The 15805-nt window shown below is 59.5% G+C and carries 15 protein-coding genes and 1 pseudogene; 7 read left to right on the plus strand and 9 right to left on the minus strand.

Annotation, left to right across the window (positions count from 1 at the left end):
- Positions 1-26: 26 nt before the first annotated feature.
- Complete coding sequence (locus tag AC1ME2_RS21625) at positions 27-689, minus strand: carbonic anhydrase (protein WP_480436644.1); 663 nt, start codon at positions 687-689, stop codon at positions 27-29.
- A gap of 110 nt (positions 690-799) precedes the next feature.
- Here AC1ME2_RS21625 and cynR point away from each other — a divergent pair, with 110 nt between their 5' ends.
- The 3 genes from cynR (at position 800) to AC1ME2_RS21640 (ending at position 4659) form a co-directional block, all read left to right on the plus strand.
- Positions 800-1681 (plus strand): transcriptional regulator CynR, encoded by an 882-nt coding sequence (gene cynR, locus AC1ME2_RS21630; RefSeq protein WP_480436645.1) that lies wholly within the window; start codon positions 800-802, stop codon positions 1679-1681.
- A gap of 147 nt (positions 1682-1828) precedes the next feature.
- Positions 1829-3496 (plus strand): MFS transporter, encoded by a 1668-nt coding sequence (locus AC1ME2_RS21635; protein ID WP_480436647.1) that lies wholly within the window; start codon positions 1829-1831, stop codon positions 3494-3496.
- Positions 3493-4659, plus strand: a complete 1167-nt coding sequence (locus tag AC1ME2_RS21640; protein WP_480436649.1) for an HlyD family secretion protein — start codon at positions 3493-3495, stop codon at positions 4657-4659. The genes AC1ME2_RS21635 and AC1ME2_RS21640 overlap by 4 nt, the downstream gene beginning before the upstream one ends.
- A 157-nt stretch (positions 4660-4816) precedes the next feature.
- On the opposite strand, the gene AC1ME2_RS21645 is transcribed toward AC1ME2_RS21640, so the two are convergent.
- The 8 genes and pseudogenes from AC1ME2_RS21645 to AC1ME2_RS21680 form a co-directional block, all read right to left on the minus strand.
- Complete coding sequence (locus AC1ME2_RS21645) at positions 4817-5530, minus strand: methyl-accepting chemotaxis protein (RefSeq protein ID WP_480442266.1); 714 nt, start codon at positions 5528-5530, stop codon at positions 4817-4819.
- Positions 5531-5749: 219 nt separating this feature from the next.
- Positions 5750-6505: pseudogene (locus tag AC1ME2_RS21650) on the minus strand (methyl-accepting chemotaxis protein); the annotation flags it as partial.
- Positions 6506-6630: 125 nt separating this feature from the next.
- A complete protein-coding gene (locus AC1ME2_RS21655; protein ID WP_480436651.1) occupies positions 6631-7452 on the minus strand; it encodes an aldo/keto reductase in 822 nt (273 codons plus the stop codon).
- 89 nt (positions 7453-7541) lie between these two features.
- Positions 7542-8981, minus strand: a complete 1440-nt coding sequence (locus AC1ME2_RS21660) for an efflux transporter outer membrane subunit (protein ID WP_480436654.1) — start codon at positions 8979-8981, stop codon at positions 7542-7544.
- A complete protein-coding gene (locus AC1ME2_RS21665; RefSeq protein ID WP_480436656.1) occupies positions 8978-9868 on the minus strand; it encodes an efflux RND transporter periplasmic adaptor subunit in 891 nt (296 codons plus the stop codon). Before AC1ME2_RS21665 ends, AC1ME2_RS21660 begins: the two co-directional genes overlap by 4 nt.
- Positions 9865-10074, minus strand: a complete 210-nt coding sequence (locus AC1ME2_RS21670) for a DUF1656 domain-containing protein (RefSeq protein ID WP_480436657.1) — start codon at positions 10072-10074, stop codon at positions 9865-9867. Before AC1ME2_RS21670 ends, AC1ME2_RS21665 begins: the two co-directional genes overlap by 4 nt.
- The gene (locus tag AC1ME2_RS21675) at positions 10071-12155 is read right to left on the minus strand and encodes an FUSC family protein (protein WP_480436658.1); all 2085 of its coding nucleotides are present in this window, start codon (positions 12153-12155) and stop codon (positions 10071-10073) included. Before AC1ME2_RS21675 ends, AC1ME2_RS21670 begins: the two co-directional genes overlap by 4 nt.
- Positions 12152-12604, minus strand: coding sequence for a MarR family winged helix-turn-helix transcriptional regulator (locus AC1ME2_RS21680; RefSeq protein WP_480436659.1), 453 nt, complete (start codon positions 12602-12604; stop codon positions 12152-12154). The genes AC1ME2_RS21675 and AC1ME2_RS21680 overlap by 4 nt, the downstream gene beginning before the upstream one ends.
- A 191-nt stretch (positions 12605-12795) precedes the next feature.
- Between AC1ME2_RS21680 and AC1ME2_RS21685 the strand changes: the two genes are divergently transcribed.
- From AC1ME2_RS21685 to AC1ME2_RS21700, 4 genes are all read left to right on the plus strand, one after another.
- Complete coding sequence (locus AC1ME2_RS21685; protein ID WP_480436661.1) at positions 12796-13365, plus strand: YbhB/YbcL family Raf kinase inhibitor-like protein; 570 nt, start codon at positions 12796-12798, stop codon at positions 13363-13365.
- Between the two features lie 141 nt (positions 13366-13506).
- Positions 13507-14112 (plus strand): hypothetical protein, encoded by a 606-nt coding sequence (locus tag AC1ME2_RS21690; protein ID WP_480436663.1) that lies wholly within the window; start codon positions 13507-13509, stop codon positions 14110-14112.
- A gap of 151 nt (positions 14113-14263) precedes the next feature.
- Positions 14264-14872, plus strand: coding sequence for a cytochrome b/b6 domain-containing protein (locus AC1ME2_RS21695; RefSeq protein ID WP_480436665.1), 609 nt, complete (start codon positions 14264-14266; stop codon positions 14870-14872).
- Positions 14865-15632: a molybdopterin-dependent oxidoreductase gene (locus AC1ME2_RS21700; RefSeq protein ID WP_480436666.1), complete on the plus strand. Its 768-nt coding sequence runs from the start codon at positions 14865-14867 to the stop codon at positions 15630-15632. Before AC1ME2_RS21695 ends, AC1ME2_RS21700 begins: the two co-directional genes overlap by 8 nt.
- Positions 15633-15805 lie beyond the last annotated feature (173 nt).

Consider the following 15805-nt stretch of genomic DNA (forward strand, 5'->3'; position numbering starts at 1 on the left):
GGTAACTCCGGTGAGGTTAGGGAGGGTCAAGCGACTGCGGGGGTACGTTGGGAGCGTTTGGCACAGATAAACGGATGTTCGGCCAAGGAAACAAACGCATTCGTGTCGCCGTTCAGCGCGTCGACCGAGCCGCTTTCGATGTCGTAGACCCAGCCGTGCAAATTCAGCTGCCCTTGTTCCTGGGCCAGCCTGATGCTGGGATGCGTCTGGATGTTTGCCAGTTGGGCTATTACGTTTTCACGCACCATCGAACTCAGCCGTGCCGCATCTGAGGCATGTGTGCGAGACGCGTTGATGACTTTCGCCGAGTCGGCGTGCCGCAGCCAACTGGCGACGGCGGGCAAGTGATCCATGCAGGTGCAGCTTGAAAGGGCCGTCATCGCTCCACAATCGGAATGCCCGCAGACCACGATATCGGTGACACCCAGTACGGCGACGGCATATTCGACGGTGGCAGAAACGCCTCCTGGCTCAGGGCCGTAAGACGGCACGATGTTGCCGGCGTTACGGATAACGAACAGTTCGCCCGGTTCCTGCTGTGTCAGTAGTTCTGGAACCACCCGGCTATCGGAACAGGTAATGAACAACGTGCCGGGGTGTTGGGTTGTGGCCAACTGTTTGAACAAGTCGGTGCGTTTTGGAAACACTTCGGTCTGAAACCTGAGAAATCCATCAATCAGCGTTTTCATGGTGAGGGGCCTGGTGGGTTGCTGTGGGCCCCATATTGGTTTGCTAGCGCTATAACGTCCAAGACCCATATACAATGCAATCTATAAGTACAGCCTATAGAGGATTGGCCATGCTGCTTCGACATCTTCGCTACTTGCTGGCAGTGGCCGATCACGGCAACTTCACCCGTGCTGCGCAGGCCCTGCATGTCTCGCAGCCAACGCTTTCGCAGCAAATCAAACAGCTGGAAGAGTCTTTAGGTGCTGAACTGCTTGACCGTACGGCTCGGTCTGTCCAACCGACCGATGCTGGCGCTGCTTATATTGAATACGCGCGCAGGGTGCTGAGGGAGCTGGAAGCGGGTGAGCGGGCCATCCACGACGTCAAGGACTTGTCCCGTGGCACCTTAAGGCTGGCAATGACGCCGACCTTCATGGCGTACCTGGTCGGCCCCTTGGTCAAGGACTACACGGCAAAGTTTCCGAACATTCATTTGAAAATATTTGAGTTGTCCATGGGCGACATTGAGGCAGGGCTTGCTGACGACTCCTTGGACATAGCCATCGCGTTTACCCAGGTGAGGAACCCCGATATCGAATGCGTCCCGGTATTCGTGGAAAAGTTAGGGGTGATGGTCGGTCGCAATCACCCGCTGTATGAGAGCCGACGCCCGCTGGCGCCGAGCGAACTGGCGGCGCTTGAGTGGGCACTTCTGACGCCGGACTTCATCACCCGAACCTGCATCGACGAGTACTTTCAGGGTCAGAAAATCACCCCGCAGGTACTGATGGAGGCCAACTCGGTGAGCACGATTCTGGAAATCATCCGCCACACCAACGTGGCCACGATTCTCCCGGAAGAAACGGCTACGCAGGATCTCGCACTTCGGCGGATCGATCTGATCGAGCCGGCACCGCAGCGTATGGCTGCGCTGCTTAGACGGCGCAACAGCTATCAAAGCTCAGCGTCGGTGGAGTTCACCAGGTTGGTGACTTCAAGACGCGCGTATTAACGCTCTCAAGACGAATTGTCGCCGTTGAAAAGCGCAACACTGGCAAGAACACCGGTCCTGCGGTTTACTACTACTTAGCCGCACTTCACTGATCTGGATTCACTCGGTTCATGAATATTTGAGGAGAGAGTCCATCAGGTCCACTCGATGAACAAATACACTCCCCACAACTGGGCGCCCCATGAGCGACCGTCACTGCCGGGCTCGCCGTCGACCCCGTTGCACTCGACGGGCAAGCGTTGGGCGTTTGCGGTTGTCGGTGTGATTGTTGCGTTGACCGGCGGGCTGGGTAACGCGCTGGTGATTGCCAACTTGCCATACCTGCAAGGTGCGTTGGGCGCGACGACGGCGGAAATAGCCTGGCTGCCCGCCGCGTATGTCATGACCAACGTGTCGATGAACCTGCTGCTGGTGAAGTTTCGTCAGCAGTTTGGTTTGCGGGCGTTCACCGAAGTGTTTTTGGCGCTGTACGCGCTGGTGACATTCGCCCACCTGTTCGTCAATGATCTGGAGTCGGCGGTTGCTGTGCGTGCGGCTCACGGTATGGTCGGTGCGGCGCTCAGCTCACTGGGCCTGTATTACATGATTCAGGCCTTCCCGCAGAAATGGCGGATGAAGGCGCTGGTCCTCGGTCTGGGCACCTCGCAACTGGCGATTCCTCTGGCGCGACTGGTGTCAGAAGACCTTCTGCAAATCGCTGAATGGCGCGGTCTTTATCTCTTTGAACTGGGCATGGCGTTGCTCTCACTGGGCTGCGTGCTGCTGCTCAAACTGCCGCACGGCGATCGTTTCAAGGCGTTTGAACCGCTCGATTTTCTCACCTTCGGCCTGCTTGCCAGCGGCTTCGCCTTGCTGTGCGCGGTGCTGTCATTGGGACGGATCGACTGGTGGCTGGAGGCGCCGTGGATCGGTATTGCGTCGGCGTCCTCGATCGTGCTGATCCTCGCCGGCCTGGCTATTGAGCACAACCGTATCCGCCCCTTGCTGATTACCCGCTGGCTGGGAAGCGGCCGGATCATTCGTCTGGCCTTGGCGGTGGTGTTGATTCGCATCGTGCTGTCGGAGCAGTCCATTGGCGCGGTTGGCTTTCTGCAGGCGTTGAACATGAGCAGCCAGCAGATGCACAGCCTGTACCTGGTGATGGTGCTGGGCAGTGTGGTGGGGTTGGCGGCCAGTGCGCTGACCATTGATCCGCAGCACCTGTTCAAGCCTGTACTGATTGCGTTGGCAACGATGGCCGTGGGTGCCTGGATGGACAGCAGTTCGACCAACCTGACCCGGCCCGAGAACATGTACATCAGCCAGTTTCTGCTGGCCTTTGGCGGCACATTTTTCCTCGGTCCGACCCTGGTGCAGGGGATGAGTGGGGTGATTGGCAACCCGCGTAACCTGGTCAGTTTTTCGGTGCTGTTCGGTATCACTCAAAACATTGGCGGGCTGATCGGGTCTGCTGCACTGGGTACGCTGCAGATCGTGCGCGAAAAATTTCACTCCAGTCACCTCGTCGAGCACCTGACGTTGATCAATGCGCAGGTGCAATCGCGCCTGCAAAGCACCAGCGGCAGCTATGCCTCCGCCATTGCCGACCCGTCGCTGCGCACCAATCAGGGCATTCGTGCCCTCGCTGCCGCAGCAACCCGTGAGGCCAATGTTCTTGCCTATAACGATGTATTCATGACGATCGCGCTGATCGCGGTATTGACCTTGATATGGATTTTCTTGCGTAGCCTCTGGTTGATGATGACCACCGAAAAAATTGCTCCTGCACCGACACCTTCGTCCTCCGATCAACCCAGTGGCCCTGAACTTTCATGACTGAGTCCAACACCCCGCCACCCGCACCCCTCACTGCGCCGCCGAGTACTCAACCACGGCCGTTGCGGGTACGCATTTTTTCTTCATTGGTGTTCGGTTCGATTGCGCTCGTCGGCGTATTAATCGTGCTCTATGCCTGGCAATTGCCGCCCTTCAGCAGCGCCATCGAGAGCACGGAAAACGCGTTGGTCAGAGGCCAGGTGACGATCATCGGGCCTCAGCTCAGCGGTTATGTGTATGAGGTGCCCGTGCAGGACTTCCAGTTCGTCAAGGCCGGCGATTTGTTGGTGCGCCTTGATGACCGGATCTACAAACAGCATCTGGATCAGGCGCTGGCGCAACTGGGGGTGCAGAAAGCGGCGCTGGACAACAACCTGCAACAGCGTCGCAGTGCCGAAGCGACCATCCTCCAGCGACAGGCCGCGCTGGCCAACACCGTTGCCCAGGGCCGCAAGACCGCCGCTGATTTGCGCCGTAACGAGGATTTGATCGCGGATGGATCGGTGTCCAAACGCGATCTGGACCTGACCCTGGCCAGCAACGCCCAAGCGGTCGCCGCAGTGGCCGAGGCGCAGGCATCGCTGGAAATTTCCCGTCAGGATCTGCAAACCGTGATCGTCAATCGTGGCTCGTTGCAGGCGTCAGTGGCCAATGCCGAAGCCGCCATCGAACTGGCACGGATCGACCTGTCCAACACGCGTGTAACCGCGCCGCGCGATGGCCAGTTGGGCCAGATTGGTGTGCGGTTGGGTGCTTACGTGAACTCGGGGGCGCAGCTGATGGCGCTGGTGCCGGATCGGCTGTGGATCATCGCCAACATGAAAGAAACCCAGATGGCCAACGTACGTCTCGGCCAGCCAGTCACCTTCACTGTCGATTCCCTTGATCATCAGAAGATGCAGGGCCGGGTACAACGTATCTCACCCGCCACTGGCTCGGAGTTCAGCTTGCTACCCGCAGACAACGCCACAGGGAACTTCGTCAAGATTGCGCAGCGAATACCGGTGCGGATCGCCGTCGATCCCGATCAGCCCCAGGCCAAACGCTTGCGGCCGGGGATGTCGGTGGTGGTGAGCATCGACACCCGCCAGAGCGGTGAAGCACCACCTGACCCGGCTGATGACGATCAGCCCCGAGATGAACCGATCAAAACAGCTGAGTGAACAGCCCATAACGCGAGCCGTACAGCTGAATGCCTGCGCACTTCAATAGTCATCGCGTTTGCGAAAAGCCCAGCGGCCAGCGAGCAAGGCAAACGTCGTGACCAACGGCACCAGCACCCAAAAAACCTCGGGGTCAGTGACCGGCAAAATACGCCTGTCAGGCACTCAGCCGCGCCGTCACCTCATTTAACTGACTCGACACGCTGTGCAGGTTACGGCTGGCCGTTTCAGTACGTTTTACATTGTCCTGGTTGGTGTTGGCGATGTGGGTGATCTCTACCAGGTTGCGCGACATGTCTTCGGCAACCGAGGTTTGCTCTTCGGCAGCGGTGGCGATCTGGCGATTCATGTCGCGGATCGCCTCGACCGCTTCGGTGATGCGATGCAGCATATGGCCCGCTTCAGTGACCTGCTCGACGCTTTCTTCGCTGCGAGACTGGCCACTCTCAATCGCTTTCACCGCGTCGAGGGCGCCGGTCTGTACGGTGTGGATGATTTGATTGATCTCGGCGGTGGAGGCGGCGGTGCGCTGTGCCAGGCTGCGGACTTCGTCGGCGACTACCGCAAACCCGCGACCTGCGTCTCCTGCGCGTGCAGCTTCAATGGCCGCGTTGAGGGCCAGCAGGTTGGTCTGTTCTGCGATACCGCGTATGACTTCGAGTACTTTGCCAATGCGTCCGCTGTCGGTTTCCAACTGACGAATGACCGAGGCCGTATTTGAAATCTCGCCCCGCATATGAGTAATCGCGGCAATGGTTGCTTGCATGACCTGTTCGCCTTGCTGGGCGCTGCGGTCAGCGTCGTCCGCGGCGGCGGCCGCGTGTGCAGCGTGTCGGGCCACTTCTTGCGCGGTGGCGGACATTTCATTCATGGCTGTGGCGACTTGGTCGGTGCGCTCGAACTGCTCGTTGGTGCCCTTAGCAATCAGTTGTGCTATCGCATTCAACTCACCGTTGGCGCCATCCAGGTCCGTAGCGCTGCGCTTCAAATGGCTGAAGGTATCGGCCAGGAAGTCCCGAAGCGTGTTGGCGGCCACGGCCAGACGGCCCAGCTCATCTTGACGCTCGGTGCTGACACGCTCACCGAATTTACCCTGGCTGAGCTGAGCGACGTAGTCGATCAGCCGTCGAATCGGGTCAATTAGATTGCGGTTGACCAGCCACAGGCTGAACAATCCGATCAACAGGCCGGACGCCAGCATCACCGCAATGCCGAGGAAAATCGTGCGGTTTGCGTCCGCGCTGATGTGGTCCGATTGCTCGCGGCCCTGTTCGCGTAACTGGGTGACCAACGCGCTCATTTGATCACTGACGGCGCGATCCACGCCTTTGACAGCGGTATCACCCACCACAGGATCTCCGTTGGCGGCCACAAAAGCATCGCGGCCTTTTTGGTACGCAGTGCCCAGCACCCGATGGGCTTCCCGCAGGCTCTCGATCCGGGTATTCAGTTCGGCGTCAGCAGTCTCGTGAGTGGCAATTTGTCCAAGGATGTCTTGCACCTGACGTTGGCGCTCCTCGAATTGCCCCCAATATTTATTCAGGTCAGCCGGCTGCTTGCCCCGCAGCAGGACGTTCTTCCATTCCTGTACCTGAATTTTGAACTGGAGGTTGGCTTCATCGATCAGTTGTGACGTGTGCAGCGGCCCGTCGATCAGGCCCTTATAGCTTTGCACGCCGCTGGACAGGAAATGAAAACAGGCCAAAGCGATCAGCAGGATCGCCAACAGACTGCCACCGAGCAACGCCAGAATCTGGGCTCTCAGGGATTTTTGCAAAAACATGGGTTGTGTCTCATGGCCAGGGATAAGGCATTCCACGCGGGGAACGGGGTACGGCAACGACATCCCTGTCCTTCAAGGTCGGGATTGCCCCGAACTTGAAGGTCGTACCTAGAGGTCGGCGGACGCCGGGGTTTCTTGAGTCCATTCGGCGGACAGGAAGGTGCGTTGTCGTGAGCCCTAAAGAGTGCTCACACCATCGCGAGCCCTCGCTTGCGCGTGGGCGCAGGCCAGGCGCTGTCAATGGCGTGCAGGTCTTCGGCGGTCAGGGTCAATTGCGCGGCGGCAGCGTTGAGGCGTACATGCTCGGGGTTGACGGCTTTGGGGATGGCAATGACGCCGTGCTGGTGCAGCACCCAGGCCAGGCTGATCTGCGCGGGTGTGGCGTTATGTCGGGCGGCGATGTCGCACAGCACCGGGTTTTTCAGCAGCTGCCCGGCCTGAGCAATGGGGCAGTAGGCCATCAGCGGCATGAGGTGGATCTGTGCCCAGGGCAGCAGGTCAAATTCGATGCCACGTTGTTCGAGGTTGTAGAGCACCTGGTTGGTCGCGCACGCCGGGGCGGCCAGTTCATGCATGTCCGCGACGTCGAAATTGGAGACGCCCCAGCCACCGATTTTGCCGGCTTTGCGCAGGCGCTCGAAGGCTTCGACGGTTTCTTCCAGCGGGTATTGGCCCCGCCAATGCAGCAAGTACAGGTCGATGTGGTCTGTGCCAAGGCGCTGCAAGCTGCGCTCACACGCCATCGGAATACCTGCGCGGCTGGCGTTTTGCGGGTAGACCTTGCTGACCAGAAATACGTTGTCGCGCTGCCCGGCGATGGCCTCGCCGACCACTTCTTCGGCGCCACCTTCTGCGTACATTTCAGCGGTATCGATCAGGGTCATGCCGTGTTCGATGCCCAAACGCAACGCGGCCACTTCCTGTTTTCGTTGATCCGGATTTTCGCCCATCTGCCAGGTGCCCTGGCCGATGACGGGGACGGATGTGCCAGCCAATTCGAGCGTTCGCATGTGATCTCCTGCAATCAGTGGGTAACAGTTAGTCTGGCAGCAGGATGAAGCGCCGGTTCAAATTGGCCCGGGAAAAGCGGTGATAGTGATCATTTACTCACCGCCGCCGTGCGGCCATTCTCCCAACCCCCACCCAACGCCAAAAACAGATCGATCTGGCCCATGGCGACTTGGGTATTGGCAGAGGCCAATTGGGCGCTGACATCAGTATAGGTGCGCATGGCTTGCAGGTCGGCGAGAAACGAGGCACGGCCGGCCAGGAAGAACCGGTGAGTCTGATCGGCCGCCTGCTGGGCCGACTGTTCGGCGTCGGCCAGCGCATCACGTCGTTCCAGCAAGGCGGTGTATTGCGCCAGACCGGTCTGCGCTTCGCGGATCGCGTTGAGCACCACACCATCGAAATGCGCCAGCGCGGCTTGGGTCGACGCTTCGGCTTCATGGATACGCGCACGGGAGCCGTTCGAGGGCACCGTCCAGCTCAGCAACGGGCCAAAACCCCAACGATTGGTCGCCGGTTGGCCGAGGTCACTCAGAATGCCGACGGTGCCAATGCTCGCGCCGATACTGATGTCCGGGTACAGCGCGCCGGTGGCGACACCAATTTCGGCAGTTGCGGCCGCCAGTCGGCGTTCGGCCTGGCGAATATCGGGCCGGCGTTTGAGCAATGCGGCACCGTCGCCGACGGGCATGAGTTGCGCGATGTGAGGCAGTTCAGCGCACGTCGTTATGCCAGCAGGCAGTTGCGCCAGCGGTTTGGCCAGCAGCATCGACAAGCGGAACAGCCCGGCCTGACGTGCGGCGTTGTAGCGCGGCAACTCGGCACGCAGGGATTTGAATTGGGTTTGTGACCGTGTGACTTGGGTTTCATCTCCACGGCCCGCATCGCGCAGGCGCTGGGTCAGGGTCAGGCTTTGCTGTTGCAGGTCCAGCGAATGCAGGGCGATGTTCTGCTCTTCATTGGCCGCGCAGACTTGGGTGTAGGCGCGGACCACGTCGGCCACCAGAGTGATGCGTGCTGTGTCCGCTGCAGCCTGGGTCGCATCGGCATTGGCTTGTGCGCCTTCTATGCCGCGTTGCAGGGTGCCGAACAGATCGAACTGGTAAGAGGTGCTGATGCCGATATCGCCGACGTTGGCCACGGGCACTTTCTCGGTCAATAGATAGGCCTCGCCTGACTCCTGCAAGCGTTGTGCGCCCATTTTTACCCCACTGTGGAATCCCCCCAAGGACTGGGCTTCCTCCACTTGCATCCGGGCCCGAGACAGATTGGCGGCTGCTACCCGCAGGTCGGTGTTGGAGGTCATCGCCTGGCGTACCAGCTCATCAAGCCGAGGGTCTTGATACAACCGCCACCAATCTGCCGGCACCGGCGCGGACATCACATCAGCACCCTGGCCAGCGATTTTGCCCTGTAAATCCGGGCGATTCAGTGCAGCGTCCTTGGGCAGATGATAGTCCGGCCCCACCATCTGGCAGGCGGACAACAGCAAACCCAGGCCTACGGTCGCCAGGCGCGCGCCCTGTTTCATTGCGCGGCCTCCTGTTTGTGAGCGTCCTCGATGATCGACACCGTCGCGGTCCGCCCGGCAATCATGCGGAAGTCATCCGGTACGCTGTCGAAGGCAATCCGCACGGGGATCCGTTGTGCCAGTCGCACCCAGCTGAACGCCGGGTTGACGTTGGGCAACAGGTTGGTGCCGCTGCTGCGATCACGGTCTTCAATACCGGCGACGATGCTTTGCACATGCCCGCGCAAGCGCGCCCCGTCACCGATCACGCGGATATCCACGGCTTGCCCGATGTGAATGCCAGCCAGTTTGGTTTCTTCAAAATAGCCGTCGATATGGAACGAGGAGCCGTCGACCACCGACAAAACGGCATGACCTGCGGTGACGAACTCCTGCGCACGCGGCGCGCGGTCGTTGAGGTAGCCGTCCACCGGGCTGCGGATCACCGAGCGGTCCAGGTTCAGTTGTGCGGCGTCGACCGCCACTTGCGACTCGCTCAAGGCTGACAAGGCGCGTGCTTCGCGCGATTGGCTTTCTTCCAGTTGTTCCTGTGCGACCAGATTGCCCAGACCCCGGTTGCGTTTGTTTTCGCGACGGGCCTGTTCGTAGGCTTCCTGGCGTTCGGCCGTTGTCGCCTTGGCCTGGCGCAGGGCCAGACGAAAGCGCTCCTGGTCGATGGTGAACAGAACCTGGCCCTTGGTCACCACCTGGTTGTCGGTCACCTCGACCTTCTGGATCAGGCCGGAAATGTCCGGGGCGATCTGCACCACGTCGGCACGAATATGACCATCGCGGGTCCAGGGCGCGAACATGTAATACATCACCATGCGCCAGACCACGAAGGTGGCAAAGGTCACGATAAGCAGGGTCAGGACCACACGGCCCAACGTCAGTAAGGGTTTTTTCATTTCATCAGGTATCGACTGAGAGTATCCACAGCGCCGAGTAACACAGCGTATAGACCTACGTTGAACAATGCCCGGTGCCAGACCAGACGGTAAAAGTGGGCGCGTGTCAGCAGCGCGTGCACCCCCAGATAAAGCACATACGTGATGCCCATCAGCACCAGCAGCGTGGGCACGAACACCCCACTGATATCCAGATCACCGATCATAAAGGCGCTCCATCAATGCCATAGGGCGGTTGTTCTTCGGTTTCACCTGTAGCCACGATTTCGACGCCAGGCAGCAGTGCCAGGCGCAGACCACTCAACGCATGCAGCAGTTGGGTGCGGGTTGGATCGTCGTCCATCCATTGCGCGGTCAGTGAGCGCCGTGCCCGGTCCATGGTCATCAACAGACCTTTGGGCGCGGGCAAGCGTTCGCGTGCTTTGAGGCAGGCCTGGAAATAAACGCCGACCTCCTCGACCACCTGCCGCAGCGCCGTTTGGGGGACCGCGTGTACGCGAGGAATATACGCCTGCAAATCCATCAAGCTGAGGGCGACCTGCAGTTCGCGCAGGGCAATGCCGGTGTCTTGTGCGGTGATGGTCAAGCGCGGGAGATGCTGCATCAGGCGGTCGAGCATCTGCACGCCCATGCGCCGATGCTCGGCCAGTGTCGCCGGCTGGCACAGGGTGACGATGTCGCGCCAACTGAAACGGGTCAGGCGCTTGGCGGCCAATTCGACGCCGAAGGGCCGTACCACCAGGGTCCAGACAAAGGCGAATAATAGCCCTATCGGCCCCGCAAGGTTGGTGTTGACGAAGGTCAGAAAGTCGGCGTCGTAGGCGCCCTGAATGCTGATGAATGAGGCCGTGTTGACGATGGTCAGCAGGGTCCCCAGGTAAAAGCGCGGCTGCACGGTCAAGGTGCCGACAACGATGAAGGGGACGGCGAAGGCCAGCACCAGCATCGGAAAGTCATGCAGGTTGGGCAGCACCAGGAACAGGTAGAGACTGGCGAACAGCACCGACATCGCAGTCCAGAAAAAGAAGCGATAGATCTGAGGTGCAGGGTCGTCCATGGCCGCAAAGAAGCTGCACGCCACGGCGGCCAGAATCACCGCGCTGCCGCCATCGGTCCAGCCCAGAAATATCCACAACACGGAGGCGACGATGATTGCCATGACGCTGGAAAATACCGAATACAGCATCAAGCCGCGATCAAAAAACGGCGTCAACCGGCCCAGGCGCCAATGCCGATAGACCGCGCGCCACGAGGACTGGTCGTCAGTGCGCAACGCATGTTGCAGGCTGCGACAGTCCTGCCACAGGTTGATCCATTCACCGAGGCGGTAGAGCGCGTTGGAAAGCAATAACGGGTGCCGATCATCCAACTGCGCCGAGCTGGGTTGCAAACGCTCCAGATGATCGCGCAGCGCCTGCCAATGCTCGATCGGCGCGCCTTCGCGGGTGCTGTGTAACCAGGCACGGGTTTCGGCCAGCAGCGGCACCAGGCTGGCGATCTGTTCGGGTGCGCGTTTTTCCAGCGCCAACAGAGCGTCGTTCAGTGCATCCACAACAGGCAGCAGGTGAATCATCCGTCCGCGCAATTCTTTACTGTTGCGCATTGTCTGCGGTCGCGCACCTTCGTGAGGCAACTGACCGATCATCGGTTCCAGCGTATTGAAAGTAGCAACCATCGAGGTGCGAAGGCGGGTAATGTCTTCCGGTGCCGGAGTGCGCGCCAAAAAGAGCTCACTGTAAGCGGTGGCGTTGGTAAACCAGTTGCCGGCCGTGTCGAGCAGCACCGGGGCCAGTCGCCGCGGCCAAAACATACCGCCCACCACGGCGGCACACACAATACCGAGGAAAATTTCCTCGGTGCGTGAAACCGCGATGTCGAACACCGCCAGTGGGTTATCCACCACCGGAAAGGCGATCATCGGCAGGGTGTAGCCCGCGAGCATCAGCGCGTAACTGTTGGCCGTGCGCAGGTGCAGGGAGAGAAACAGCAACGTACCGGTCCAGAGTGCAATCACGATGGCCAGCAGAAACGGGGTCTGAACAAACAGTGGCACGAAGAATACCGCCGCTGCCGCACCTACAAACGTTCCGAGCGCCCGATAGAGCGCCTTGGAACTGGTTGGGCCAACGAACGGGCTGGAAACGATATAGACCGTGGCCATGGCCCAATAAGGCCGAGGCATTTCCATGATCAACGCGATATACAACGCGAGCATTGAGGCGGCGAAGGTCCGCACGCCGTAGAACCAGTCACGCGCTGGCGGTACGCCGGTAAAAAATCTGTTCAAGATGACGACACCGTGCTGTCATGGCCGGCATCTTCGAACGCGGTCAGCACCCTTAGGGTGGCTTCGAGATCGGCGGTTTCGATATTTTTCAGCACGTCCCGGCGCAGACAAATCAACTCGTTTTCGATCGCCAACGCCAGCGTGCGGCCACTCTCGGTCAGGCTCAAGGACTTGGCGCGACGGTCTGTGGGGTCTTCGGTGCGGCAGACCACGCCCGCTGCACATAATTGATCGAGCAAGCGCACCAGCGAGGGGCTTTCCATCCCGGCGGCCTGGGCCACCGTCACTTGGCGCACGCCGTCACCCAGACGCAGAATCATCAGCAACGGCATGGCGCAGGCTTCGGAGATGCCGTAGCCGACGAGTGTCGTGTGACAGATACGCCGCCAGTGACGGGACGCTGCCACGATGCCGCGGCTGATGCTCATTTGCAGGATGTCGAGAGTCATGGCGTTGCCGGCGATAATGATTGGAAGTGATATTATTAGCTTGCTAACAATTAATAGTTTGTAACACTGTTCCAGCGACGTCAACTGTCATTTTGCTCGGCGGCAGGATGAATTAAGCGCACCGGGGATGTGTCCAATCATTCACCAGCATGGCCTGCTGATCCGATAACGAGTGACCCGAGGGGACTTGCATGCAACGTTTATCACGATCCTCATCCGTTTGCGTCTGGTTGGCGGGCGGTGCACTGACGCTGTGTCTGCAACTGCCGGCGCAGGCCCAAGAGCGGTTTACCCTGAATACGCCAGGCGCCGAGGACAATGCGTTTTTTTCTCAGGACAATGCCGGCAGCGCCAATGATTGCGGGGGCAAGAATATCTCTCCCGCGCTGAGCTGGAATGAAGCGCCCAAAGGCACGCAGAGTTTTGCGCTGATCCTGCATGATCCGGATGGACAGAAAGGGTCGGGCGTCGATCATTGGCTTCATTACGGATTGCCCGCCAGCACCCGGCAGATAGCAATGGGGGTAGGAGGGGAATCGAAGCTGGAAGGCGTCGGTGGCATGAATACGCGAGGCAGCACTGCTTATACAGGGCCATGCCCGCCACCTGGCGACAGCCCGCATCATTACGTCATTCAACTGTATGCCCTGGATCTGGCACCCGATGCGCTGGAAGCGGGCCTGACGGGTGAGCAGCTACGGGCCAGGATCAAAGGCCACGTCTTGGGTGTCAGCAGCGTGGTGCATCGGTATCAGCGGTGAGTGAGACCGCGTCGATCCCTTCGCGAATGAATTCACTCCCGCAGATTTTGTGCCAGACACAAATCTCAGGTACTCGCCGGTCATGGTGCAGTGCCGGTTTGGGGGGATGATGGCTACGAACCCACTCAACCAGGTATCGACATGAAGAATGCACTGTCCACTACGTTCGGTCTGCTTCTGCTCAGCGCCGCTGTCATGACCCAGGCCGCCGATATGCCGGTGGTCAAACCCATGCGCGGCACTATTGATAGCGTCCAGGCTGATACGTTGAATTTCACCACCCGCGCCGGTCAGCATCAGAGCATCGGCTTGACCGACAAGACGACGATTCGTTTGATTTCAAAAACCAGTCTGGATTCGATCAAAGCTGACAGCTTTATCGGCTCGGCGGCCACGCCACAGGCTGACGGCACGTTGAAAGCACTGGAAGTTACGGTATTCGAAGCTAGCCTGAAAGGCAGTGGTGAAGGTCACTATGGTTGGGAAAATGCCGACGGCAGCACCGGCACCATGACCAACGGCACCGTGGGCACGTTGGCAAAAGCCAATGGCCGCACGTTGACCGTGCTCTACAAGGGCGGTGAGAAACAACTGGTTGTGCCTGAAAACGTGCCTATCGCCTACGTTCAGCCTGGTGAGCGCAGCGAACTCAAAGCCGGTGCCAAGATCGTCCTGTTCCCGGCCGATGACGGTAAGTCCGCGCGCGGTATTGCAGTGGGCAAGGATGGGTTCACGCCACCGATGTAATTCAATACCGCGTCAAGCTATTCGCAGGCAAGCCTGCTCCCACAGAGTCCGGGTCGGTCGCGGATCTTGTGCCAAACTCATACCTGTGGGCAGGCTTGCAACTACGCGTCCCGCTGCGAAGCGGTCATGCAGACGTCCCACGGAGACACCCATGAGCACTCGACGTATCCACCCCTGGCCGGTGCGGCTTACGCACTGGCTCAACGCGCTGGGCATGGTTGGCATGTTCATGAGCGGCTGGGGCATCTACAACGCTTCGCCTTTATTCCCTTTTCGCTTTCCCCGCGAGATAACCCTGGGCGGTTGGCTCGGGGGTTCCATTGCCTGGCATCTGGCAGTGATGTGGCTGCTGGTGATCAACGGCCTGGCCTACGTGTTGTATGGCGTGTTCAGTCAGCACTTCAAGCGCGATTTGTTACCGATTTCAGTGGGCGCGGTGAGGCGTGATCTGTGGGATGCCCTGCGCTTCCGTCTGGCTCACCAACACGGGCGCTATAACGCCGTGCAGCGGTTGTTGTATTGGTTGGTGTTAATGCTGGGGGTGTTGGTGGTCTTGTCTGGACTGTCCATCTGGAAACCGGTCCAGTTCCAGGTGCTGTGCAGCTTGCTGGGCGGATTCGACGTCGCTCGCTTCGTGCATTTTGGCGCGATGGCCGGGATCGGCGCATTCGTCGTCGTCCATCTGGTGTTGGTGCTGCTGGTGCCACGTACATTTGTGCCGATGATTACGGGCGGTACTCGGGAGAACTCCAATGATTGAACCCAAGCAGCGGCCACCCCGCTTGCGCCTGGAACCGGCGCAGCAGACCCAACTGATCAATATTCAACGACGCTCGTTTCTGCGCGCCGGGCTGACGATTGGCGCCATGTCGATGCTCACCGGCTGCAACCTTGAAAGTGACGACGCAGTGGACAAAGCCTTGTGGGCCATGTCGCGCTGGAACGACCGGGTTCAGGCCTGGCTGTTCAGCGGCCAGCGTCTGGCACCGACCTACGATCTGGCAAAGGTCACCACTCCGTTCCCGTTCAATGCCTTCTACCCTGAATACAATGTGCCCGAGGTCGATCTTTCCACGTACCGTCTGGCGGTGTCCGGGCTGGTGCGTGATAAGCAACCCTGGACCCTGGAAAACCTGCGAACGCTGCCGCAACGCACTGACATCACGCGGCTGATCTGCGTCGAAGGCTGGAGCGCGATTGGTCAATGGGGCGGTGTGCCGTTGCGTACATTCCTGGAACACATCGGTGCGGACACCACGGCAAAGTTCGTCGGTTTCAAATGTGCCGACACCTACTACTCAAGCATGGACATGCCGACTGCATTGCATCCACAAACCCTGCTGGCGCTGGACTTCGGCGAAGTGGCGTTGCCACCGGATTACGGTTATCCGTTGCGTGTGCGGGTGCCGACCAAGTTGGGGTTCAAGAATCCCAAACACATCGTCGAGCTCTTCGTGACCAATGACTACCCGGGCGGGTATTGGGAAGATCAGGGTTATAACTGGTTTAGCGGGAGTTAAAGCAACCGCTGCGCGGTTGATCGCAGCCTTCGGCAGCTCCTACATCTATGGTTACCCCTTTTCTGCAATACTAAATCCGATGCATGGTTGGCTTGCGGTCATCTATTCGGCGTCTGAGCTTATGCCCGCGCCTCGATGAAAATCGCGCCCGACGGTCCTCATTAGGGAAACGG

The sequence above is a fragment of the Pseudomonas sp. ASL9 genome (assembly GCF_056680335.1).

Excerpts from the sequence above, each read along its gene's own strand:
- AC1ME2_RS21625 (WP_480436644.1), bottom strand. The coding sequence starts at position 689 with ATGAAAACGCTGATTGATGGATTTCTCAGGTTTCAGACCGAAGTGTTT.
- cynR (WP_480436645.1), top strand. The coding sequence starts at position 800 with ATGCTGCTTCGACATCTTCGCTACTTGCTGGCAGTGGCCGATCACGGC.
- AC1ME2_RS21635 (WP_480436647.1), top strand. The coding sequence starts at position 1,829 with ATGAACAAATACACTCCCCACAACTGGGCGCCCCATGAGCGACCGTCA.
- AC1ME2_RS21640 (WP_480436649.1), top strand. The coding sequence starts at position 3,493 with ATGACTGAGTCCAACACCCCGCCACCCGCACCCCTCACTGCGCCGCCG.
- AC1ME2_RS21645 (WP_480442266.1), bottom strand. The coding sequence starts at position 5,530 with ATGAATGAAATGTCCGCCACCGCGCAAGAAGTGGCCCGACACGCTGCA.
- AC1ME2_RS21655 (WP_480436651.1), bottom strand. The coding sequence starts at position 7,452 with ATGCGAACGCTCGAATTGGCTGGCACATCCGTCCCCGTCATCGGCCAG.
- AC1ME2_RS21660 (WP_480436654.1), bottom strand. The coding sequence starts at position 8,981 with ATGAAACAGGGCGCGCGCCTGGCGACCGTAGGCCTGGGTTTGCTGTTG.
- AC1ME2_RS21665 (WP_480436656.1), bottom strand. The coding sequence starts at position 9,868 with ATGAAAAAACCCTTACTGACGTTGGGCCGTGTGGTCCTGACCCTGCTT.
- AC1ME2_RS21670 (WP_480436657.1), bottom strand. The coding sequence starts at position 10,074 with ATGATCGGTGATCTGGATATCAGTGGGGTGTTCGTGCCCACGCTGCTG.
- AC1ME2_RS21680 (WP_480436659.1), bottom strand. The coding sequence starts at position 12,604 with ATGACTCTCGACATCCTGCAAATGAGCATCAGCCGCGGCATCGTGGCA.
- AC1ME2_RS21685 (WP_480436661.1), top strand. The coding sequence starts at position 12,796 with ATGCAACGTTTATCACGATCCTCATCCGTTTGCGTCTGGTTGGCGGGC.
- AC1ME2_RS21690 (WP_480436663.1), top strand. The coding sequence starts at position 13,507 with ATGAAGAATGCACTGTCCACTACGTTCGGTCTGCTTCTGCTCAGCGCC.
- AC1ME2_RS21695 (WP_480436665.1), top strand. The coding sequence starts at position 14,264 with ATGAGCACTCGACGTATCCACCCCTGGCCGGTGCGGCTTACGCACTGG.
- AC1ME2_RS21700 (WP_480436666.1), top strand. The coding sequence starts at position 14,865 with ATGATTGAACCCAAGCAGCGGCCACCCCGCTTGCGCCTGGAACCGGCG.